This window comes from Colwellia sp. SU-HH01172 (genome assembly GCF_057553355.1).
This window is the reverse complement of record NZ_BAAJMB010000001.1, coordinates 54,371-77,743: the sequence shown is the minus strand read 5'-3', so window position 1 is coordinate 77,743 and position 23,373 is coordinate 54,371. Positions and strand designations below refer to the sequence as shown.

The window sequence follows — 23,373 nt, the reverse complement described above, 5'->3', positions numbered from 1 at the left end:
ACTATTCCCTACCAGTCAATACTGCTGAAGCCAACTCAAATAATGGTTGGGGGTAAACAAATAAGGTTAAGCAACCGATCGTGGTTACAACTATCGCGATTAATGAAGGCAAAGGCGCTTCTTTTATATCAAAACTTGGTAACGTATTTCCCGAGGCTGGCCCCTGACTCGTAGCGTCATTAGCTGCATTAAAACGGCTAAGTTTGGGAAAAAATGCATGAAAAGAAATAGGTAATAAATAAGCAATATTGAGTAACGAGCTCAACATTAATATCGCCATCAATACAAACTGTTCCGTTTCTAATGTGCCCATCATTAAATACCATTTACTCCATGTGCCACCAGTAGGAGGAACACCAATAATACTCAGGCTAGCAATAAAGAATGCGGCCATAGTCAGCGGCATTTGCAAGCCAATACCACGCATTTCACTGATCTTTGATTTATGTAAGGTCACGAGTATGGCACCTGCACAAAAGAACAAAGTAATTTTGCCAAAAGCATGCATAGCAATATGCATAGAGCTACCAATGACGCCTGCAGAAGTGGCTAATAAGGCACCTATGGTTACGTAACCCAACTGACTCACCGTTGAATATGCCAGCCGTGCTTTTAGGTTGTCTTGACGCATAGCGATAATAGAAGCAAGTAAGACAGACGCGCCGGCCAAATAAAGTAGGAATTGGGTCGTCGGTAATACCGCCAATAAATCTATGCCAAAGATAAATACGCAGACTTTGAGTACGGTAAATACCCCCGCCTTAACGACGGCAACCGCATGTAATAACGAACTTACCGGCGTTGGCGCCACCATAGCCGCAGGTAACCAGCGATGAAAAGGCATAATAGCGGCCTTACCAATACCAAATATAAACAATACTAATAAGATGCCAGCCACGACTTTATTGACGTCTTCAGCAAATATCCCGCCGGGGGTAAAATCTAATGTACCGGCAACAAACCAAGTGCTGACAATAGCAAGTAGCAAGAAAACGATTGAGGTAGTAAGCAAAATACCTAGGTAGGTTCGCCCGCCTTTTTTCGCTTTTTCGGTACCTGCGTGCGTGACTAAAGGGTAGGTCGATAGGGTCAATACTTCATAGAAAATAAACAAAGTGAAAAGGTTAGCTGAAAAAGCCAGCCCCATCACAGCGCCAATGGCAATCGCAAAACAGACATAAAAGCGTGTTTGATTTTTTTCATGGTGACTACGCATATAGCCGATGGCGTAGCAGGTCGTAACTAACCAAAGAAAACTCGCGATTAATGCGAACAACATCCCCAATGGTTCAATAGCAAAGCTGATGCTTAAACCGGGTAATAATTCCCACCAGAAAGCGCTAATGGATTCCCCTGCTAATAGTCCTTGGTATAACTGCACCACTAAATAAATCAATATTAAGCAAGTGGAGATTGTGACGCTTTCTCGTGCATTAGGATAACGACCAACAGCAACTATGCCTATAGTTGACAATAACGGCATAATAATCGCCAGTTGCAGCATCAACTCTAACGAAAAATTCATAGTGATACTCCAAACAAACTCTGGGCGGCGGCTTCTGCTACTTGCACACTAAGGCGAGTATCGATGCCAAAATAAACATTGGCGATAACCAATATCCAGATCGGCACTAAAAAAATGGCCGGTGCTTCTTTCACAACTGGGCTATTCGCTAATGGTTCTTTGAAATAAGCAACCTCGACAATACGCCACACATAAACAACGGCCAGCAATGACCCTAACAGAATAAGCACCGCGATAGGCCACCAACCTTGTTCAACCAAAGCGGTTAATAAATACCATTTACTGACAAAGCCAACCGTTAACGGCACACCAATTAAACTCAATCCGCCAACAACAATCGCTGCCATCGTCAGCGGCATTTGCCGCCCGAGACCGCGAAAGTTATCCAGTTGAACATTACCAACTCTCAACATAACGGCGGCTAAGGCTAAAAATATGGCACTCTTCATTAACGCGTGGTTAAATAAGTGCAGTAATGTTGAGGTTAAACCCGCCACGGAACTAAGGCTGAACCCAACAATCATATAGCCAATTTGTGCGATGCTGGAATAGGCAAAAACATGCTTAATATTGTGTTGGTAGATGGCAGTACTTGAAGCGACAAAAATACCAATCAGACCTAGCGCCATAAATAAGGTTTGCAACGGAATTGTTGTGAAGGAAAAAGACAGCCCGAAAACTGAAAAGGTAAATCTGATCAACAAGTAAACGGCAACTTTTGTTGCGGTTGCGGCAAAAAATGCAGTGACAATAGACGGTGCGTATGCATAGGCATTTGGCAACCATAAATGCAGTGGAAACAATGCCAACTTCAGACAAACGCCGACAGTCACAAAGGCAAAAGCAACAAATACGGTTCGTGTTTCTGCAACTTCAGGTAAGCGTTGTGATAAGTCTTGCATGTTCAGCGTACCGGTCATTTGGTACATCAGCCCAATGCCAATCAAAATAAATGTCGCGCCGATAGTGCCCATAATTAAATATTGATAGGAGGCCCAAAGTGCCTGTCTGTTTTTGCCCAAAGCAATTAACGCATATGCCGATAATGAAGAAATCTCTAAAAATACAAAGACATTAAATGCATCGCCGGTTGCGACAATCCCCAACATGCCGGTAAGCGAAAGCAGATATAAAACATAAAACAAGGTATGTTTTTCTTTCGGTATTTCTTTTTCAATACTGGATTGCGCGGCAATTAATACTAAGGTACTAATTGAGGTAATAATCAACAATAAGAAGGCATTGAGCTTATCGATTCGATACTCTATTCCCCATGGTGCTTGCCAACCACCTAGTTCATAACTGATCACGCCTGAGGTCATTACTTGTTGTAGTAATAGCACGCTGATGGTAAATGCCAAACCACTAGCAAATAGAGAAAATAGCCATACCAGTTGAGTACGTTTTAAAATTAAACAAATAGGTGCCGCCATCAGCGGTATAATCACCTGCAAAATAGGAAGGTGTGCTGTCACGCTTGATGCTCCGTTGCACTCTGTTCGAGAGGATTATTGTCTTGTTTTTGAATATTCTCTTCTTCAATACTGCCATAAGCTTCTTTGATACGAACCACTAACGACAAGCCCAAAGCCGTCGTTGCGATGCCAACGACAATGGCAGTAAGAATAAGCACATGAGGCAACGGATTCGAATATTGACTGATGCCGTCAGCTAAAATGGGGGCGGTTCCGCCATCCACCTTTGCCATACTGATGTAAAATATAAATACCGATGTTTGAAAAATAGATAAACCAATGAGTTTTTTAATCAAGTTACCGTGAGCGATCACGATATAAAGTCCAATCATCATCAGCACTATAACAACCCAGTCATTAAAAAGTCCCATTAACATTTTGACGACTCCTGTTTTTTAGTTTGTTTTTTATGTGGAGGTAGCTCTCTGCGGCCGGCAAAATTGAAAAAGATAATAACCATCACCGAAGCAACCGTACAACCTACACCCCATTCAATTAATAAAATACCTAAGTGCTGGCCTGCAACAGGGTCGCTAGATAACACATTGTAATCAAAGAAATTACCACCATTCATTAACGAAACTATACCAACACTGCCATACAGCAGCACACCAATGGCGGCAATTAGCTGGATAAAGGTTTGGTTAATGACTTTGCGCGCCGTACCTAAGCCAAACAGCATCGTATACAAGATAATTGCTGCAGCAAAGATAACACCGGCCTGAAAACCACCACCTGGACCAAAGTCACCATGAAATTGAACATACAGGGCAAACAACAAAATGAACGGGATTAACATTTTAGCGACAATGCGAATGACAAGGTGCTGTTGATGCATAGAATCATTAATTGAAGCAATTTCTTCATCATCTTCTTTACGACGACCTGCGGATAACATAGCCAACACGCCAATACCTGCCGTGAAGATCACAACCACTTCACCAAAGGTGTCAAAGGCTCTATAGCTAGCAAGCACAGACGTGACAACGTTAGGTATACCGATTTCTTGCATTGAATCGTTAATATAGCGAGGGGACGTGTGATTATGAATCGGCGCGTCAGCCGAGCCAAAATATGGCATATCTAACGTGCCGTAGATTAGTAAACCGCCAGTGATGAGCACCACAAACAATGCCGATATCGGCTTATGTCGAGTTGGTTTCTCTTTACGCCCAGTCATAGTGATAACAACAAGCATCAGCAAGGTTGATATGCCAGCCCCTACAGCAGCTTCAGTAAAGGCAACGTCGACCGCATCCATGGCAACAAAAAAACTTGCTGATAAAAGCCCATAAATACCGGCGAGCATAACCACAGCGAACAAATCTTTCATGCGAATGATCGCAATGGCAATAACAACCAGTAGCGTTAATAATACGATGTCAATCAAAGCGTCGATGAGGTAGTCTCCTTGTCATTACTTTGCTCAAGGTTGTTTGAAACCTTAGGTTTTAAGCCATTGTGATAAGCGGCCTTAGCCAATACATGACTTGTTGTTGGTCCAATTAACAAGGTCAACAACAGCACCATAACTAACTTAGCAAATACTAAAACATCAGTACTGATAATCATCAGTCCAACCAAAATCATTCCAGCACCTAAAGTATCGGTGACGCCAACGGCATGCATGCGGGTATAAAAATCAGGAAAGCGCAAAAGGCCAATACCGCCGGAAAAACAAAGAAAGCTACCAATAATTAAAAAGAAGCCACTGCTAATCGTTATTACCATATCCATTTAGCGCTCCTTTTCTACTTGTTCATTATGAGTTGGCGTATGCTTAAATTGATCAGTATCGGAGTAACGTAATACTCCAATAACACTAATAAAGTTGATCAGTGCATAGACAATAGCGATGTCTAAAAATTCTGGTCTGCCCATGACAAAACCCAATAAAGCAATCAAGAGTACAGTTTTAGTACCGAACATATTAACCGCCAAAATACGGTCGTATAAGGTGGGTCCGGCAACCCCTCTAATTATTGCTAAAAGCATGGTGACAAAAATAGCAAGCGTAGCGGCAATTAACATGAGCGTTCCAACCTAGTTACGCGGCGATCCATCTCACCGACTTCTAATGATTCAATGTCCTTTGATAACAAGGCATGGACAATAATTTTGTCTTCAACTAAGTCGATGGCAACGGTACCTGGCGTTAAGGTAATAGAATTGGCATATATTACTTTGCCCATATCAGTTTGCTGACTGATTTTTATCTCGGTTAGGGAGGGGGAAATTGCCTCTCCTTTTAACCAAATATGTTTAACTACCGTAATATTCGCTTGAACAATCTCTTTAATAAGCCAGCAAAGATAGCCAAATATGTCAGGTGTTAGATGTATCGGTTGCGATTCTTGATCGATAACATCCATTCTATGCGCAATGACTAAAATTAACACGATAGACGCGAAGCCAAGGGATAAAATCAACAACGAATAATGACCCGAGTTAAGTAGCCAAAATGCTGACAACGTTATAAACAAGCTGGTTGTATGCTTCATAAATCCTCAATAAGAGCCATTTTTACTAACACTACTTCGTTAAAAAATGACGGTTAATCACCCATTACGTGAAAGTTTTCGTGAAAGCGCCCGAGACGCTTTTTGAATAACACGGTCAATGACGAAATAGAGATCAGCATGAGTTTCCTCAGTGACTATATTCGGCATATGATAAAGTGACAGTGTTAGCGAGCAATGCTTTTCAGTTTTACCATCTTGGTCAATAACATCAGATATGGTGAAGTTGATAGACAAGATGTATGAGGCCATCTTAGATAGCGCCAGCCTCAGTACGCGCTGAATATGTTCTTCTAATGATTGGTCAATTTCACTTAAACAATTTTGAATGTCTATTTTCATTGTTTAGTTACTTTTTGCCATGCGAACATGCTGTTGTTAATGTCTCTATTAGAAAAGAATTAAGCTGCTTTACTGACAGGAAGGTACTTGCAGAGTCATCAGACAAGCTTTCAAGTATAAGTACCTTTAATTCATCAACCGTTATACATGAATGACTTAACGGCTTACGCGGAGCTATTTTACCGACCCTATTAGCGTATGCTCTCTCTACTAATGTCGAAGGTTTCTTATTCTTTTCGTCAATTTTTGAAACCGCTGAATTACCAGCATTTAATAAGCCGTTAAAAAAACCTTTAATATACATAATACACGGCAAGGTTTTGTCATTATCGCTAGTCGCTTTAAAAGCATTACATGAGTTAAGTAAGTATTTATCAGTATCAACCCCATTCACTTGGGTCGCTACCGATGAGAACGACAAAACTGATGTTAACAACGCAATAATGACGCTGCGACTTTTTAGTTTCTTCGTTTGAAAAACTGACTGAAGAAGAGTTAAAAATAGAGTACAATTTTTACAAGATTTCATAATAATTCAATCAAATAACTTACAAACATTATCTTGTTATAGCTCACTTGCTGTTGTTGGTAAATTCGAATATTATTTCACTTATCATCGAAAAAAACTGACGATAAAATTATGAGTCCACTGAATTATAACCATCTTTTCTATTTCTATATCGTCGCTACCGAAGGGACAATCTCTAAAGCAAGCGCAAGATTAAATCTGACCTCGCAAACGATAAGCGGTCAAATAACCAGCTTTGAAGCGCAAATAGGCGTCAAATTATTTGAACGAAAAGGAAAGAAATTAACACTTTCAGAGATGGGGGTTCTGATATACAGCTATGCCGAAGAAATTTTTCAGCTCGGTGATGAAGTAAAGAATATCTTAAAAAGGCGGCAACCTAGTCTATGGCATACCTTCACGGTCGGCATAACCGAAGTTGTACCTAAAGTACTCGCACACGAATTACTGTCACCTGTTCTAAAAATGAATGAACCTGTTCGATTGATATGTCTTGAAGGCGATCAGGATCATTTATTGGCAGATTTATCGGTTAACAAAATTGATTGTATTTTAACCGATCAGCCACTTCAGTTAGGTAGTCATGTTAAAGCATATAATCATCTACTCATTGAAAGTGGTTATAGCTTTTTTGCAGCTGAAACCTTATTGGAAAGTAGCAATGAAGTGTTCCCTAAAAATTTATCCGATTTTCCTTGGCTTATGCAGAGCAAAAAATCAGCGGTGAGAACTCGTTTATCGTCATGGTTAGAAAAGCAAAATATTGTGCCAAATATTGTCGCAGAATTTGATGATAGTGCGTTAATGAAATCTTTTGGACAGACAGGTTTCGGTGTTTTTAGTAGCCCGACTCTTATCGAAGACTACGTTGCAGATAAATATGATGTTAAAATCATAGGTCGCACTGAAGAGTTTAAAGAGCCGTATTATATTATTTCTCCGGAGCGGAGATTAAAGCATCCGGCGATTGTTGAAATTGTTAATGCGGTGAAAGTGTAATGGCGGTGTCAATTTCCTCATCCAACTACAGATGCTTCGATTGAAATAAATAACCTAAAAATCTTCGATTGTTGCGGCTAACAAAAACTCAAAAGTAGCCTGCTTAAATACAGGGTTAGCTCGCTGCTATTTTTTACTGCTATTTTTGCTGGTAATAGCTTCGACTTTGTTCAGCTTTTTGGCATAAATCAGTAAGGGCGCCCAAGCTGCGAGTTGTCATTCGGTGTACGACATCAGCATCAAGTTTGATAATTTGTTGATGTTTAACCGCCGATATTACTGGCCATTTTTGCCAAGGATAACCTTCTTTATCCGCTTGATTTTCAGATAAGGGTTGAATAATGATATCAAGGTCGAGTTGTAAAATTTGTTCAATATTCACTTGCGGGTAACGCGCTTGTGCTTGAAAAAACGGATTTTTAATACCGCAAACATCGAGAAATTGTTGTGGCCAACTGTCCTTGGCAATGGTGGTTAATGGTCTTGACCATACTTCATAAAAGGCTGTAAGTGGCGGCTGATTTTGATATTGAGTTTTAATTGTTTCTAGCTCATTCAGAAACTTAGTGGCAACTGCTTGACCTTGGGCTTTATGGCCTGATAGCTCACCAAATAAGCGTAGCTCTTTTGCAACATCATCAAAACTATTGGGTTGTGAGTACACCACGTTAAAGCCTAACTGTTTGATACGCGCCAAATCATCGCTGGGGTTGCCACTCTTCCATGCAATAATGAGATCAGGTTGAAGCTCGATAACACGTTCAATTTGTATCCGTAACGAGCTACCAATACGAGGAATGGCGTTGGCAGCTTGTGGATAATCTGAGTGCTCTGTCGTCGCAATAATTTGCTCACCGGCACCAACATCAAAAAGCATTTCGACGATATGTGGCGCTAGTGCAATGATGCGCGGTTTAGCAGAGCCATTTTCTTGTATGCTATTGGCGTTAGTGGTAAACGCTAAGCCCAATAGCGCAATGAGCATGTAGTGACTAAGTTTCATTATTATTCCAGTTTGTTACGGGCGTTGAACCTGATTTTTTGTCGCGAGAGCAAGTTACCAGTCGATACCTTTTTGTGCTTTGATGCCATTGTCAAAGGCATGCTTAGTGGGTTGTACTTCGCTCACGGTATCAGCAAGCTCAATAATACTGCGGTGACATGCTCGACCTGTGATGATGACATGCTGCATGGCGGGGCGGTTAACAATCGCTTCAATCACTTCATCTAAGTCTAAGTATTTGTAAGACAGCATATAAGTTAGCTCATCAAGTAAAATTACATCGACACTATCATCTTTTAGTAAGCGCTTTGCTTCAGCCCAAACTTTAGTCGCTGCCGCAATATCTTTAGATTTATCTTGGGTATTCCAGGTAAAGCCAGTTGCCATAACATGAAACTCAACGCCGTTCTTTTCTAATAAGTTACGTTCGCCACATGCCCAGTCACCTTTAATGAATTGCAATGCTGCAGCAGTATAACCATGGCCAACCGCACGAGTTAAGGTACCAAAACCTGAGGTTGACTTGCCTTTGCCGTTGCCGGTAATAACAATTAATAAACCACGTTCTTCTTGAGCGGCGTCAATTCGAGCATCAACTTTTTCTTTGACGCGTTGCATACGTTCTTGATGTTTTTGATTTTTATCTGCATCTGTTGTCATAATTTTTATCCTGTTTTACGAGTGCGATACATGATCGCTAAAAAGAAAATACTGCCGATGGCGGAAGTAATAATACCAATAGGGATCTCAACATTACTCAAGGCGCTGCGAGCTAATACATCAACCCAAACTAAAAAGCAGCCACCGACCAATGCTGAGCCAAATATCAGTGGCATAGTTGTCACGCCAACGAGTTGCCTAACAATATGCGGGATCATTAAGCCGACAAAGCCAATACCACCGCAATAGGCAACAATGGTAGCGGTAATTGCTGCACATAAGGCAAGTAAAATAATACGTAATTTATCAACGTTAACACCAAGACTTGCGGCGCTTTCATCCCCAAGTAGTAGTGCATCTATTTGCCGATGAAGGGCGAAGATTGTTATTAACGTGATGATGACCATAGCGCTGATCAAGTAAAAGTGGAACATTTCCACCCGAGTTAAACTGCCCATTAACCAAAAAATAACGCGATTGGTGGCAAATGGATCTCCTAAATAAAGCAGAAAATGGCTAATAGAGCCGAGCATAAAAGATACGGCAACGCCAGTTAACAGTAAATGATTCATGTTGCGCAACAGGGTTGCAATACCAAAAACAAAAATAACGGAAAATAGTGCGCCAAGAAATGCCGCTAATGGTAGCGCCAACATTTGCTCTTCACTAAGCACTAAAGTGGCTATAGTGGCTCCCAACCCAGCACCAGAAATTATGCCAAATAAATAGGGGTCGGCAAGCGGATTACGAGTAACATTTTGTAGTATTGCCCCTGCACAAGCTAGCCCCATACCTGCGACTAAACCAACCAGTACCCGAGGAATTCTCACTTGCCAAATTACCATATCATGCATGGGTGATGCGCAACTGCTGAGCACACACTGTAAAATGTTTGTGCTGGTTATTTCTGCCGGCCCAAAGGTAATGGCGGCAACGATAGAACAAAAGGTAATGGCTATTAAGCAGCTAAAAACCCAGACGGTTTTACCTTTAAATGCTGTTAATAATCTCATTTAAGTTCACCTAACTTTTTGTTATTTGAACTGTTAGGCATAACATTGAATCTTGATGTTTGTTCGGCCCAATGTGCTGTGTTTTCGGGATAAAAGTAAATACGTGGAAAACCGCAATGTTTGGCATCTTCTCGATAACAAGGTAAACCAAAAACCTTACTTAATACACTTGGGTTCAGTGCCTGATCTATTTGGCTATCTAAGACTAATTTTCCTTGGTCTAATATCAATAATCTATTGCAGTATTGCGCCGCTAAGTTAATGTCATGTATGGTCATAATCACCGTAATGTTGAGAGCTTTAACCAGTTGCAATACTTGATGTTGATAAAAAATATCTAAATGATTAGTTGGTTCGTCAAGTATTAATATTTTAGCTTTTTGCACTAAAGCTTTTGCGATTAGTACTCGTTGTTGCTCACCACCAGACAAGGTATTAAAAAACTTATTTTTACTCTTGGTTAAACCTACTTTTTCTAAGGCTAGTAATATTTCTTTTTTATCTACGTCAGTATCACGGGCAAACAATGTTTTGTAGGGTAAGAGCCCCATTCTAACGACGTCGTAAACTTTTAAATCAAATATTGGCGGTGATTTTTGTACAACTAGAGAAAATATTTGTGCGAGCTCTTTTGGCTTATACTCATGTAGGCTCTTATTCTTAAGCTTTATATTGCCATGCCAGTTTTTATATTGATTGAGCAAGCACTTTAATAAAGAAGTTTTGCCGGCGCCGTTAGGGCCAATAATGCCAATAATATCGCCTTGATTGACGGTAAATGAAACATCATCGAGGATAGTTTGCTGCTCAACTTGCCAAGAAATATTACTTACCGTTAATAAATTAGCCATGGTTAGCCGTTAACTCTAGGGTTGTGATTTGTGTTGTTAACGATGCAAGTAGCACTGACGTTAATCATCAGAAATATACTATTTACTGTTTTCATTTGCTGTCAGGCATCCGTTTTAATAACTTAATAGTGTTGAGTTATAACGTGCTGAAAATAAAAGATAAGTGACATGTGCCATAGCGGCAATAGTAACTCTCGTGTATTCCCGCACGGTGTTAATGTTTTGGTTATTGACCATCATGATACTAGGTGTCCTGACTTTTAGTGAAAAATACAAACACTATGTACAGTTGCGGGTACAGTCACGGATTCTAACCGTGTTCCCTATCATTCAACGGAGAATTTCGCATTCGAGTGTTGAAAATATCATTTAATTGTCGGTCGATTTTACGTGTATGTGCAACGCTTTACAATGAAAACCAACCCGCTAGTTGCTTGCTAGTGCAACGAAACGAAATTAAAAAGGAGCCATTAGACTCCTTTTGTTATTGATGTAATTTTATTGCTATTAGGGCAATGCTTACCAAATTTTAACGCGTTTTTCTGGTGCGATATACATAGCGTCACCTTCTTTTACGTCAAATGCACTGTAGAATTCAGGCATATTTGATAATGAGCCTAATGCGCGGAACTCGCCTGGCGAATGTGGGTCAGTCGCTACGCGGTTACGTAGTGATTTCTCGACCATTTTTCCGCGCCATACTTGTGCATAGCCCATGAAGAAACGTTGGTCGCCAGTTAAGCCTTCAATAACTTCTGCTTCTTTACCATTTAGTGATGCTTTGTAAGCTTTATAAGCAATAGTGACACCTGATAAATCACCGATGTTTTCGCCTAATGTTAAAGAGCCATTTACGTTTAAGTCATCGAATACGGCATAGTTATCGTATTGCGCAACTAAGTTATCAGCACGCACTTTAAAGGCCGCTAAATCTTCTTCAGTCCACCAGTTACGCATGTTGCCGTCAGCATCGTATTTGCTACCTTGGTCGTCAAAGCCGTGGCCCATTTCATGGCCAATAACTGCGCCAATGCCGCCGTAGTTAACTGCGTCATCTGCTGCTAAGTTGAAAAATGGCGGTTGTAAAATAGCTGCTGGGAAGACAATCTCATTTTTAGTTGGGTTGTAATAAGCATTTACGGTTTGAGGTGTCATGCCCCATTCTTGTCTATCGATTGGGCCGCCAAGCTTAGCCACTTCTTTTTGATGAGCAACAATGCCAGAACGCATTTTGTTGCCGACTAAGTCATCACTTTTAATGACAAGTTTAGAGTAATCTTCCCATTTATTTGGATAACCGATTTTAGGATCAAAGCTAGCTAATTTTACATGTGCTGCTTTTTTCGTTGCGTCAGACATCCACTCTAATTCATCGATGCTTGCGCCATATGCGCCGCGCAAGTTTTCAACAAGTTGCGTCATACGGGTTTTAGCTTCAGGTTTAAAGTGACGGCCAACATAAACTTTACCGATAACTTCACCTAAGTTGCTATTAACTACTGCAACACCACGTTTCCACATTGGACGTTGTTCTTTGCGACCACTTAATTGCTTTGAGTAAAAGTCAAAGTTTTCTTTATCTAATGCACTTGTTAGTGAACCAGCAAAGTTACTAAGGGTGTGGAAGGTTAAGTAGGTTTTCCAATCAGCCAAAGAAGTTTCTGCAAATGTTTCACCAAAACCTTTAACGAATGAAGGTTGATTAACAATCAGATCTTTCTGAGCAGCTGCACCTTGAGCTTCAAGATAAGCAGTCCAGTTAAAAGCATCTGTTACTGTGTTTAAATCGGCAACGTCAAATTTGTTGTAACGTTTTGTGCTGTCACGAGATTCAACTTTTGTCCAATGAAAACCAGCTAATTTTGTTTCAAGCGCCATAATAGTTTCTGCGGCAGCTTTGCCATCTTGTAGGCCAGCTAAGTTATACATGTTTTCAATATGTGCAACATAACCTTCGCGTAATTTTGTAAAGCGATCGGCTTCGTTAAAATAGTAATCTCTATCAGGTAAGCCTAAACCACTTTGCCAAACGTGCGTGGCGTAGCGAGTGGAGTCTTTTGCGTCAACACTGATGTAAAATGCTAATGGGCTACCGACACCAATTTTTTGATTTTCACCAAAAAATGCTGCTAATTCATTCTTGTCTTTCAAACCGTTAATGTTATCAAGTATAGCTTGCACTGGCGCAATGCCTGCCGTATCACGTGCTTCTGTATTCATGTAAGAGCGGAATAAGTCTGCAACTTTTTGCTCGTCACTACCCATTTTCAGATTTTCAGTCGCGGCAAGTTCTTCAATAATGGCTTTGACATTGTCGTCCGCTTCATCACGTAAGTCGTAAAAAGAGCCAATCGAGGTTTTGTCACTTGGAATTTCATTTGTATTTAACCAAGCGCCATTAACATAGCGGTAAAAGTTATCTTGAGGACGAACGGTTAAGTCCATGTTGGCTTTGTCAATACCTGAGGCTAAGGCTGTTTTCTGCATCGCAGGAGTTTCAGCAACTGTTGTTGTACTGGTGTCGTTATTACAGCCAGCAATAAACAGTAAAGATGTGCATACTGCACTTGTTATTATAGTTTTCATTCTACACTCACAGTTTTTAAGAATATTTTTGTTAACCCAGCGATACTAATGATTCTCGGCGCTATTTACTAGTGAAATGAAACCTTTGATTACATATTCTAATGTAATGCTTGTATTCTAATATTTACATATCAATAGTGTCGGCGGTGTTTTTAGTTTAATTAATTGTTAATTAAGTGCTTTACTCTTTAATGTAAATTCATTTAGCAAGGGGAATGTGGATAAGTTATGGTGCTGTTTATCTCACGTAACATCACTTTTGTTATCGATTTTGTCAACTCTATTGATAATTCTCGTTAAATGGGGAAAAGTTAACAAACAGGCCAGTCATATTTCATTAAGCTGTGCTATGCTCTCTGGCAAATTTGTCTTGGCGTTTTGCCATTTTTTAGGTGAAGAAAGGATTAATGTTTCAACCTGTTAGTGTCTACATCGGCTTAAGATACAGCCGCAGCAATCATGGTAAAGGCTTTGTCTCCTTTATTACCTTTTTCTCTATTATTGGTATTGTGCTTGGTGTCGCCTCATTAATTACCGTGGTTTCGGTAATGGACGGCTTAGAGCAAGAGCAAAAACGTCGTGTTCTCGGACTTGTTCCTCATATTTTAATCTCCCAAGACAGTGAGCAGCGCAGCAATAGTCAATTAAAAAATTGGCGACAATTGCAGGCCGAACTGGTTGCCTTACCCACGGTAAAACACGTGACACCATTTCAAGAAAGCGAAGCCTTGATCCAGTCAAAGTCAGCATTACAGGGAGTGTTAATTCACGGTATTATGCCTGAATACGAACAGCATAATATTATCCATAGTGCTATGGAATATGGCGATTTGAAGCAACTTTCCGATAAACCCTTTGGGCTTGTTTTAGGGCAAGCACTCGCGCGCAATTTGAATGTTGGTTTAGGTGATACTGTACGTTTAACTTTACCGAATAAGACCTTATTTACCCCAATGGGACGTGTACCCGTGCATAGAGCATTTACCATTGTTGGAATTTTCAATGTTGGTTCACAGGTAGATGAGTCTATGGTTTATATACATATTAAAGATGGCGCTAAATTACACCGCAAAAAAGGTGATGGCGTTGAGCAACTTAGGTTGTATTTAAATGACGCTTTTAATGCGAAGACGGTCATTAACCAACTAAACATCAGCTATCCACAATTTAATTATGTTAGTTGGCAAGAAAGCCAAGGCGCATTATTTGCGGCCGTGAGTATGGAAAAAAATATGATGTGGCTGATGTTAAGTTTGATAGTGGCCGTTGCGGCTTTTAACATAGTTTCTGCGTTAGTGATGGTGGTGATAGATAAGCAGGGAGAAATCAGTATTTTGCAAACCCTTGGATTAGATCGCACAGGTATCGTAAAAATATTCATTACTCAAGGCTTAACCAATGGTATTTGGGGCGTGGTATTAGGCGTTACTTTTGGTGTTGTTTTAACGCTTAACTTGAATACCATATTTGCTATGCTTGGCGTCAGTTTGCTGGGGGCAGGGCAAGAGTTACCTATAGCCCTTGATCTCATCAATATTGCAATTATTGTGCTTTCAGCCTTGTTAATGAGCTTTATTGCGACACTTTATCCGGCTTATCGGGCGGCACAAACTCAGCCTGCCGAGGTATTGAGAAATGAATAATAAAATAGAGAATAAAGTAGCGAGTGAAAAAGTAACTGACATGGAAAATATGCTAGAACCAGAAAATGCGGCAAGTGACGTTAATAGTGTCAATAAAAACAATGATCTCACTCTGGGTTTAGAGTGTCGAAAACTAAGCAAAGTTTATCAGCAAGGAGCGATTAAAACCCAAGTGCTGGCAGAACTAAACTTAGCGGTAAAAGCCGGAGAGCTTGTTGCTATTGTCGGCAGTTCGGGTTGTGGTAAAAGTACCTTTTTACATTTGGCAGGCGCTTTAGATACGCCAAGCTCAGGAGAGGTTTTTATTAATGGCATTAATATCCATCAGTTGTCTGAAAAACAACGGGCTAGCTTTCGTAATCAGCAGATAGGTTTTATTTATCAGTTTCACCATTTAATGATGGAATTTACCGCAGAAGAAAATGTCGCGATGCCGCTATTGATCCGTGGCGACAAGCCTAAGCTTGCTTTGGCACAAGCGAAAGCAATGCTAGCAGAGGTTGGCTTAGCGCATCGTGGTCATCATCGTCCGTCTGAATTATCTGGCGGTGAGCGACAACGTGTCGCAATCGCAAGAGCGCTCGTTACTAAACCGTCACTTGTGTTAGCAGATGAGCCAACAGGAAATTTAGACTTTGATACCGCCGAGCAAATTTATCAATTATTAAAAGAACTGAACCGAACTGTTAATACTAGTTTCGTGATTGTCACCCATGATTTAACCTTGGCGGCGAAAATGGATCGGCAATTACGCTTAGATCATGGTCACTTAAAACCGCTTGAAGATGGAGCTGCCGGAAACATGATGAGCGAGGACGGCTAAGTGTTAAAACCGTTAAGTGTGTTTATTGGGTTACGTTACGTACGAAGTCGCCAAAGTAAGGGCTTTTCATCGTTTATTTCCGCATCTTCTACTATCGGCATTGCGCTTGGTGTGACTGTGCTAATTGTTGTACTTTCAGCCATGAATGGCTTTGAAAAAGCATTAGCGCAGCATTTGTTATCGATAGTGCCCCATGGCGAAGTGGTGGCGGTAAACGACCCGATTGATAACTGGCCTAAAAATGTTGCAAACATACAAAAACACCCAAATGTTATGGCCGCTGCACCCTTTATTAAAACTCAGGGCATGATGCAAAATGGCGCAGAGTTAAAGGGGGTAGAGGTGCGCGGTGTCGATGTTGAGCTTGAACAGCAAGTGTCAGCTATATCACGCTATATGACGGCGGGGAACTGGCAAGATTTAGCACAAGAGCATAGTGTGATTGTTGGTGCCGGTATTGCGCGTAAATTATCATTGAAGGTTGGCGATAAGGTGCAGTTATTACTACCACCAGCCAATAACGGCAACATAACTGCAGTTAATGCTAAACAGCAATTCCCCGTGCCAGTGACACAACAGGCGAATGTGGTTGGTATATTTAAGTTTGGTGGCACGGTAGACGAGACACAAAGTTTTATAAATTTGGCGATGGCGAGTCAATTGCTCGGCTATCAAAGTGGTCAAGTACAAGGCATTCGCTTAGCGGTAGATGACGTCTTCTCAGCACCACAAATTGTTCGAGATGTCGCGTTTAACTTTGATTTTTATGTTTACATGCTAGATTGGACTCGCAGTCATGGCCACTTGTTTAATGATATACAACTGGTGCGTTTGGTGATGTTTATTGTTTTAGTTTTAGTGATTGCGGTGGCCAGCTTTAATATTGTTTCGACTTTAATCATGGCAGTGAATGAAAAAAAATCAGATATTGCTATTTTAAAAACCATGGGCGCTAAGCCAAGTACCATCATGACAAGTTTTATGTTTCAAGGGCTGATGAATGGTATTTTGGGCTGTTTGTTTGGTGCTGGTTTAGGTATTGTGATTTCGTTAAATTTAACGGAAATTATCCGAGCCACTGAAAGTTTGTTATCGGTTGAATTTTTATCGGCAGATGTCTACTTTATTGATTATCTACCGACAGTATTACGTGAGGACGACGTTGTTACTACCGTTGTTACAGCATTGATAATGAGTTTGTTGGCAACGATTTATCCAGCCTGGCGAGCAACTAAAGTTGAACCCGCACAGGTGTTAGGGCAAGCGTAAGCCGAGTTTGCTAAAAAATAAAAATGCTTACGGTTTTTAATTACCCCGTTAGTATTAGCATAAAAAAATCAGGCTTAGTGCCTGATTTTTTATGTGCTATTTGCTATTTTCTTCGTGCTTGCCGTTTTTGCCATTCTTTTGCCACCGAAAAGCGCCAAATACTATTTATCGCGATGTAACCTAATATTGCAAAAACTGTTGCGAGCACACCACAACCAATAATAAATGCTGGGCCAATGGTTGAAACACTGTCAACTAACCATTGCCAACTGGCTTGAAAAGCAAATTCTTCCGTTGGCGCACCGATAATCCAAGTACCGACCAAATAACAAAAGTAAAAAATTGCTGGCATTGTCAAAGGGTTAGTGATCCAAACTAAGGCAATTGATAATGGCAGGTTTGCATGTACTATAATTGCAATGCCTGCGGCTAAAACCATTTGAAATGGTACGGGAATAAACGCAAAAAATAGCCCAACAGCAAAGGCTTTACTTACTGAACGGCGATTAAGGTGCCACAAATTGGCGTTATGCAGCAAATCGCCAAAAATCTGCAAATGCTTATTGGTTTTGATCGTTTGATGATCAGGCATCAGGCGTTTAATCATTTTTTTCGGCATAAATATTACTTAACTTCAAATTGCTAAATGGAAATTGATCACTATGGAATGGTGGCTATTAACCTTTTTTCTAGGTGCTATTTTGTCACTATTTATACCGGTAGTGCCAGAGATTTCTTTACTGTTCTTGATCTTAGTATTTTCTTTGTTGTTATTCTTGTTTAAGGAAACTCGACCGATTGCCATGATGGTTTTCGGTGCCTGCTGGATTTTAACGGCAGCAAGTCAATACCAGAATCGCTTATCAGAAAATAATATCGTTTTAGAAAAAAGCCAAAAAGAAAGCATTATTATTCGTGGCGCCATCGCCAATATTGTCCATCAAAAATCGAACATCAATCGCTTTAACTTTCTTGTTAGTCATTGGCGAGGCAGAGCGCTTAGCACGCAGTTTCTTGTCCGGCTGAATTGGAAGTTACCGATTAAGAAATTACAGCAAGGGCAGCGATGGCAACTGCTGGTAAAGCTTAAACCTGCCCATGGTTTAGCTAATATCGGCAGTTTTAATTATCAAACTTGGTTGAAGCAGCAAGATATTGTCGCAACAGGCTACGTTAAGCCAAGCACATCAAAAAACATCAAAAATGCTAAGCAATTAAGTAGTATTCTTCTTGCTGAGAATATTTCTTGGCGACAGCACTTATATCAAAAGCTAGCGGTGCTTTTAGCGGAAAAGCCACTAGCAGGGTTGCTACTGGCATTAGGTTTTGGTGAACGTGGCGAGTTGACTAAGCCGCAATGGCAAGTTTTATCGGCAACGGCAACTGTGCACTTGATCGCGATTTCAGGGTTACATATTGGAATTATTGCATTTTTTAGCTTTATATCGATTCGTGCTTTGATAAAGGTATTACCTTTGTTTGCTATTTTTTCTTCACAGAAAAATATAAAGTTAATGCGGGGTAGCGTTAAGTATTTGCCGATATTATTGAGTTGCACTGTTGCTTGGTATTACGCTTATTTAGCTGGCTATTCCATTCCAACATTACGGGCATTAGTCATGCTTTTCCTTTTTTGGTTGTTAAAAATAAGCGCAATTAATGTTTCGTTAATTCGTTGGCTTCTATTGAGTATTTTAGTCATTTTATTGTTTTGGCCGTTAAGTTTATTGAGTGCCAGCTTTTGGATGTCGATCAGTGCCTTAAGTATTATTTTTGCGAGTTCGTCACGCTTTTTGAATCAAAACAATATTTCAGATAATAAAAATAGCAGCAGCCAAGCAGATGATATTGCTAATCATGAGGATGAAACGCCAACGACTACTCGTTGGTTATTAATAAAGCAACGGTTTTACTCTTGGGGTAAAGCATTAATTGTTATTCAGTTGGCGTTAACCGTTTGCATGTTACCTATTGCGGCTTCTTTGAATTACCAGCTACCGCTGATGGCGTTTTTTGCCAATATTATTGCTGTACCTTTAATGAGTGTGACGACAATCCCGTTAACACTTTTTGCTGTGATTAGTTTGCCCTTGAGTGAGCTTTTAAGTCAGTTTTTTTTGAGTTTGGCGTATTTTAGTTTAGAGCTAGTTTGGCTTTGGTTATCATACATCTCAGAGTTGAAATGGGCTCAGTTAACGGTTTCAAATGCGCAACTGGAAGCTTTGTACTTAATTGTTATTGCAATTTTTTCATTGTTATATTTTCGCGTCAGTAAGTTGCATTCAATATTTGTCGCTGGATTTGTCGCACTTATACTGTCAATTGATTTTATGATTAGAAATAATGATGAAACATGGCAACTTTCTGTATTTGATGTCGGGCATGGTTTAGCAGTCGTTATTGAAAAGAACGACCGTGTTTTTATTTATGATACTGGTGCCAGTTATCCCAGTGGTTTTAATATGGCAGAAGCGGCTATTTTGCCTTACTTAAAGTATCGAGGGTTTAGTAATATTGATATTGTTATGCTGAGTCATAATGACAACGATCATGCCGGCGGGTTAAAGGCGTTACGTGAACAGTTTGTTATCAATGAAGTTATTGCCAATGACAGAACCTTAATGCCCGATGTTCACTGTATTGCAGAGCACACGTTTAGCTGGCAAGGTTTAGCTTTTGAAGTGTTGTCTCCTGTGCAGGTAAAAGGTGATAAAAATGATGATTCATGTGTTGTCACTATCAGTGATGGTTTTCATCGGGTTTTATTACCTGGCGACATATCAACTAAACAAGAAAAGCGATTGCTTAATAATGATGCTGTAAAAAATAAACTTGCTAGTGATATTTTGATTGCACCACATCACGGTTCAAAGTCGTCTTCCAATCAGCATTTTCTTACTGCCGTGGCACCGAAATATGCAGTTTTTAGTGCCGGTTACTTAAATCGTTGGCAAATGCCTTCTGAGCAAATACAGCGGCGTTATCAAAAACAAAACATTGTAACCTATAGCACTGCGGAGCATGGCATGGTGAGCTTTATCTTTACGTCATCGGGTATTGAGCCGCTAAGTTATCGGCAAGATCTTGAACCTTATTGGTTTGTTAATTAACTCACTACGATTGATTTTTGCTTAAATGGCGCCATTTTAATGCTTTATAACCGTTTATAAGTTGGTTGATTGGCAAAATAACGCTAAAATACTTTCGCAATTCATCACCAGACCTTTTGATAAGCATTGAGAGCATAAATGTCGACAACATCATCACAAGCGACAACAGAAGAAAAAACTAAACATAATTTTAGGCGCTTATTAGCTTATGCAAAAGCTTATAAGGCTGCAGCGATAGCATCTATTGTTGGCATGCTTGGCTATGCAGCCATTGATAGTTTTGTTTTCTCACAGCTGCAACCTTTAATTGACCATGGTTTAGATGGCCAAGATCCAACATTTATGAAATGGGCACCATTCTTTATTGTCGTGATGTTTATTCTGCGCGGTATTTGTCACTTTGCCGGCAACTATACCTTGGCTTGGTTGGGTAACAATGTTGTCGCTAACATTCGTCAAGAATTGTTTGAACATGTGATGTCGATGCCTGTCGCTTATCATGATAAAGAATCGACCGGCAGCTTGATATCAAAACTAACTTTTGATACTGAACAAGTGCTAAGCGCGGTTTCTAAAGCCCTGTTAACTTTGGTACAACAAGGGGCATTTGTTATCGGCCTTTTGATCGTTATGTTTTATCACAGCTGGCAATTAGCGTCGATTTTCTTACTGATAACTCCGGTTATCGCGGTTATCGTTACTGTGGTTTCACGTCGTTTTCGTCAAGTGAGCAAAAGCATACAAGGTGCGATGGGGGAGGTAACTACCGCCGCCGAGCAAACTTTTAATGGCCATAAAGTGGTATTAACTTTTGATGGCCAGCAACGTGAATTTGCTAGATTTGAAAAAATTAATAAACACAATCGCCAGCAACGGATGAAACTTGTTGCCGCTAAAGCCGCTAGTGTGCCTATTATTCAAATTATTGCTTCTTTTGCTTTAGCCTTTGTTTTATACGTGGCGAATCTTGATTCAATGCGGGAAGAAATTTCTGCCGGTGTCTTTATGACCGTCTTATTGTGTATGGTGACGCTACTTCGTCCGTTAAAGCTTTTAACCACCGTCAATAGTGAATTTCAAAAAGGTATGGCGGCCAGTGTCAGTATTTTCGAAGTGCTAGATCAAAAAACTGAACCAGACACTGGCACAATTGCCTTAGAACGTGCGAAAGGAACACTGGCGTTTGAGCAAGTAAACTTTTTTTATAGTGATGAAGAAAAACAGGCGCTAACCGATTTAACTTTTTCTGCCAATGTTGGTGAAACGGTAGCATTGGTTGGACGCTCAGGTAGTGGTAAGTCAACAGCAAGTGCTTTGTTGTTAAGATTTTATAATGCCACAACTGGTAAAGTGCTGGTTGATGGGAAAAATATAACTGACTATAAACTTAAAGATTTACGCAAACAGTTTGCTTATGTTTCTCAGCAGGTGGTGTTATTTAATGACTCTATTGCTAATAATATTGCCTACGGCAAACCGGATGCCACACGTGAAGAAATAGAAGAGGCGGCTCGTAAAGCTCATGTGATGGAGTTTGTGATCGGCTTACCGGAAGGTTTAGATACTAATATTGGTGACAATGGTGCCATGCTTTCAGGTGGTCAGCGTCAGCGCGTTGCCATTGCTAGAGCATTATTATGTGATGCGCCATTTTTAATTTTAGATGAAGCCACAAGTGCTTTAGACACTGAGTCTGAACGCCATATTCAAGATGCGTTAAGCGTATTACAAAAAGACCGCACTTGTATTGTTATTGCACATCGCTTGTCGACCATTGAAAGTGCCGATAAAATTATTGTGATGGAGCAAGGAAAGATAAAAGAGCAGGGCGATCACCAATCGTTATTGGCTCAAGATGGTGCATATGCCCAACTGCATAAATTTCAATTTGGTGCCTAGCTGATATGTTAGTTAAGCAAACTATGTATTTTACTCATCAGTGTCTTTATAACTCATGCGCTTAATTGAGAAAGTTTGGTTTCATGGTCATTCGGCAAAGTGGTTAATGGTGCCGCTGTTATTGCCATTAACACTTATTTTTTCAGTCGCCAGTATTTTTCGTCGCCTAGCCTATAAACTTGGCTGGTTTGAATCGTTTGAAATGTCGGTGCCGGTTGTGGTTGTTGGCAATATTGGCATCGGTGGTAATGGCAAAACTCCAGTAACTTTGTCTTTAGTTGAACAGCTACTAGCAAAGGGCTGCACTGTTGGTGTTGTCAGTCGTGGCTATGGCTCAATAGCGCCTTATTATCCCTATCAAGTTAATGAAAATAGCACGGCAGAGCAGGCTGGCGATGAACCTTTGCTCATTTTTCAACGCAGTGGTGTTCCGGTTGTTATTGGCGCCGATAGAATAAAAGCTTGCCAGCAATTAATTGACCAAGGCTGTGACATTATTATTGCTGATGATGGCCTGCAACATTATCGTTTAAAAAGAGCATTTGAGTTTATTGTTGTTGACGGCAAACGTTTATTTGGCAATGGCTTATTAGTACCAGCAGGGCCGTTAAGAGAAACTAAAAGCAGGCTTAAGCAAGCCGATTGCGTTATTATTAACGGCGAAAGTCGATGGTTGACGGACGCTGAAAACTTAAAATCACCTGTGATAAGCATGCAGCTCAGTGCGACAAAAGTTATTAATGTTAAAACTGGTGTTAGTGTGGAATTAGCAACTTTTTTAGCGCAATACTTAGCAAGTGATAAACGTGTCAATGCCTTAGCGGGTATCGGCGATCCCAAACGATTTTTTACCACCCTTGAACACCTTGGTTTTTCCTTAGCAACGGCAAAAGGTTTTATTGATCATCAAGCATTCTCAGTAAACGACTTACAGCAGTTTTCTGATGATTTACCTTTGTTGATGACTGAAAAAGACGCGGTTAAATGTGTAGATTTTGCTAAAGAGCACTATTGGTATTTGCCGGTTGATGCGCAATTTCCAGCAGCGAGTGATGATCAAACAATGACATTGCTAATAGATAAAATTACGTCATTAGTTCACTAACATTATTGTGGCTAGTTTAACT

22 protein-coding genes and 1 riboswitch are annotated in these 23,373 nt (G+C 40.3%); of the genes, 7 read left to right on the top strand and 15 right to left on the bottom strand.

Annotated elements, in window-relative coordinates; all coding sequences use genetic code 11:
- Position 1 precedes the first annotated feature (1 nt).
- From AC27JP_RS00365 to AC27JP_RS00325, 9 genes are read right to left on the bottom strand one after another with little or no spacing between them, the layout of a single operon-like run.
- On the bottom strand, positions 2-1,525 hold the full coding sequence (locus tag AC27JP_RS00365; RefSeq protein WP_487111445.1) for a monovalent cation/H+ antiporter subunit D family protein: 1,524 nt from the start codon (positions 1,523-1,525) through the stop codon (positions 2-4).
- Positions 1,522-3,000, bottom strand: a complete 1,479-nt coding sequence (locus AC27JP_RS00360; protein WP_487111443.1) for a monovalent cation/H+ antiporter subunit D family protein — start codon at positions 2,998-3,000, stop codon at positions 1,522-1,524. The genes AC27JP_RS00365 and AC27JP_RS00360 overlap by 4 nt, the downstream gene beginning before the upstream one ends.
- A complete protein-coding gene (locus AC27JP_RS00355; RefSeq protein ID WP_487111441.1) occupies positions 2,997-3,377 on the bottom strand; it encodes a cation:proton antiporter subunit C in 381 nt (126 codons plus the stop codon). Before AC27JP_RS00355 ends, AC27JP_RS00360 begins: the two co-directional genes overlap by 4 nt.
- On the bottom strand, positions 3,371-4,390 hold the full coding sequence (locus AC27JP_RS00350) for a DUF4040 domain-containing protein (protein ID WP_487111439.1): 1,020 nt from the start codon (positions 4,388-4,390) through the stop codon (positions 3,371-3,373). The genes AC27JP_RS00355 and AC27JP_RS00350 overlap by 7 nt, the downstream gene beginning before the upstream one ends.
- A complete protein-coding gene (gene mnhG / locus AC27JP_RS00345) occupies positions 4,387-4,737 on the bottom strand; it encodes a monovalent cation/H(+) antiporter subunit G (RefSeq protein WP_487111437.1) in 351 nt (116 codons plus the stop codon). The genes AC27JP_RS00350 and mnhG overlap by 4 nt, the downstream gene beginning before the upstream one ends.
- The gene (locus AC27JP_RS00340; protein WP_487111435.1) at positions 4,738-5,031 is read right to left on the bottom strand and encodes an MrpF/PhaF family protein; all 294 of its coding nucleotides are present in this window, start codon (positions 5,029-5,031) and stop codon (positions 4,738-4,740) included.
- Positions 5,025-5,501: a Na+/H+ antiporter subunit E gene (locus tag AC27JP_RS00335; protein ID WP_487111433.1), complete on the bottom strand. Its 477-nt coding sequence runs from the start codon at positions 5,499-5,501 to the stop codon at positions 5,025-5,027. Before AC27JP_RS00335 ends, AC27JP_RS00340 begins: the two co-directional genes overlap by 7 nt.
- A 57-nt stretch (positions 5,502-5,558) precedes the next feature.
- Positions 5,559-5,861 (bottom strand): HPF/RaiA family ribosome-associated protein, encoded by a 303-nt coding sequence (locus AC27JP_RS00330; RefSeq protein WP_487111431.1) that lies wholly within the window; start codon positions 5,859-5,861, stop codon positions 5,559-5,561.
- Between the two features lie 7 nt (positions 5,862-5,868).
- A complete protein-coding gene (locus tag AC27JP_RS00325; protein ID WP_487111430.1) occupies positions 5,869-6,390 on the bottom strand; it encodes a hypothetical protein in 522 nt (173 codons plus the stop codon).
- 111 nt (positions 6,391-6,501) lie between these two features.
- Here AC27JP_RS00325 and nhaR point away from each other — a divergent pair, with 111 nt between their 5' ends.
- A complete protein-coding gene (nhaR, locus tag AC27JP_RS00320; RefSeq protein ID WP_487111429.1) occupies positions 6,502-7,389 on the top strand; it encodes a transcriptional activator NhaR in 888 nt (295 codons plus the stop codon).
- Between the two features lie 139 nt (positions 7,390-7,528).
- Here nhaR and AC27JP_RS00315 read toward each other — a convergent pair whose 3' ends face one another.
- The 5 genes from AC27JP_RS00315 to AC27JP_RS00295 all read right to left on the bottom strand — a co-directional run bounded on the left by AC27JP_RS00315 (position 7,529) and on the right by AC27JP_RS00295 (position 13,502).
- Positions 7,529-8,392, bottom strand: a complete 864-nt coding sequence (locus AC27JP_RS00315) for a cobalamin-binding protein (protein WP_487111427.1) — start codon at positions 8,390-8,392, stop codon at positions 7,529-7,531.
- 54 nt (positions 8,393-8,446) lie between these two features.
- The gene (cobO, locus tag AC27JP_RS00310; RefSeq protein WP_487111426.1) at positions 8,447-9,052 is read right to left on the bottom strand and encodes a cob(I)yrinic acid a,c-diamide adenosyltransferase; all 606 of its coding nucleotides are present in this window, start codon (positions 9,050-9,052) and stop codon (positions 8,447-8,449) included.
- A 5-nt stretch (positions 9,053-9,057) separates the two neighbouring features.
- Entirely contained in the window at positions 9,058-10,065 is a 1,008-nt protein-coding gene (locus AC27JP_RS00305; RefSeq protein ID WP_487111425.1) for a FecCD family ABC transporter permease, read from the bottom strand.
- The gene (locus tag AC27JP_RS00300) at positions 10,062-10,916 is read right to left on the bottom strand and encodes an ABC transporter ATP-binding protein (protein WP_487111423.1); all 855 of its coding nucleotides are present in this window, start codon (positions 10,914-10,916) and stop codon (positions 10,062-10,064) included. The genes AC27JP_RS00305 and AC27JP_RS00300 overlap by 4 nt, the downstream gene beginning before the upstream one ends.
- 231 nt (positions 10,917-11,147) lie before the next feature.
- Positions 11,148-11,293, bottom strand: a riboswitch (cobalamin riboswitch).
- A gap of 142 nt (positions 11,294-11,435) precedes the next feature.
- Complete coding sequence (locus AC27JP_RS00295) at positions 11,436-13,502, bottom strand: M13 family metallopeptidase (RefSeq protein ID WP_487111421.1); 2,067 nt, start codon at positions 13,500-13,502, stop codon at positions 11,436-11,438.
- 407 nt (positions 13,503-13,909) lie between these two features.
- On the opposite strand from AC27JP_RS00295, the gene AC27JP_RS00290 reads away from it, so the two are divergent.
- Genes AC27JP_RS00290 through lolE form a run of 3 tightly spaced genes read left to right on the top strand, consistent with a single transcriptional unit; the run spans position 13,910 to position 17,237 of the window.
- Positions 13,910-15,145 carry a lipoprotein-releasing ABC transporter permease subunit gene (locus tag AC27JP_RS00290; protein ID WP_487111419.1) on the top strand — a complete coding sequence of 412 codons (1,236 nt, stop codon included), beginning with the start codon at positions 13,910-13,912 and terminating at the stop codon, positions 15,143-15,145.
- 49 nt (positions 15,146-15,194) lie between these two features.
- Positions 15,195-15,968, top strand: a complete 774-nt coding sequence (lolD, locus tag AC27JP_RS00285; RefSeq protein WP_487113392.1) for a lipoprotein-releasing ABC transporter ATP-binding protein LolD — start codon at positions 15,195-15,197, stop codon at positions 15,966-15,968.
- Positions 15,969-17,237, top strand: a complete 1,269-nt coding sequence (gene lolE, locus AC27JP_RS00280; protein ID WP_487111418.1) for a lipoprotein-releasing ABC transporter permease subunit LolE — start codon at positions 15,969-15,971, stop codon at positions 17,235-17,237.
- A gap of 103 nt (positions 17,238-17,340) precedes the next feature.
- Here lolE and AC27JP_RS00275 read toward each other — a convergent pair whose 3' ends face one another.
- Positions 17,341-17,856 (bottom strand): DUF2062 domain-containing protein, encoded by a 516-nt coding sequence (locus AC27JP_RS00275; protein ID WP_487111416.1) that lies wholly within the window; start codon positions 17,854-17,856, stop codon positions 17,341-17,343.
- Positions 17,857-17,899: 43 nt separating this feature from the next.
- Here AC27JP_RS00275 and AC27JP_RS00270 point away from each other — a divergent pair, with 43 nt between their 5' ends.
- The 3 genes from AC27JP_RS00270 to lpxK all read left to right on the top strand — a co-directional run bounded on the left by AC27JP_RS00270 (position 17,900) and on the right by lpxK (position 23,351).
- Entirely contained in the window at positions 17,900-20,347 is a 2,448-nt protein-coding gene (locus tag AC27JP_RS00270; protein WP_487111415.1) for a DNA internalization-related competence protein ComEC/Rec2, read from the top strand.
- A 138-nt stretch (positions 20,348-20,485) separates the two neighbouring features.
- Positions 20,486-22,246, top strand: coding sequence for a lipid A export permease/ATP-binding protein MsbA (gene msbA / locus AC27JP_RS00265; RefSeq protein ID WP_487111413.1), 1,761 nt, complete (start codon positions 20,486-20,488; stop codon positions 22,244-22,246).
- A 55-nt stretch (positions 22,247-22,301) separates the two neighbouring features.
- Positions 22,302-23,351 carry a tetraacyldisaccharide 4'-kinase gene (gene lpxK / locus AC27JP_RS00260; RefSeq protein ID WP_487111411.1) on the top strand — a complete coding sequence of 350 codons (1,050 nt, stop codon included), beginning with the start codon at positions 22,302-22,304 and terminating at the stop codon, positions 23,349-23,351.
- Positions 23,352-23,373: the final 22 nt, after the last annotated feature.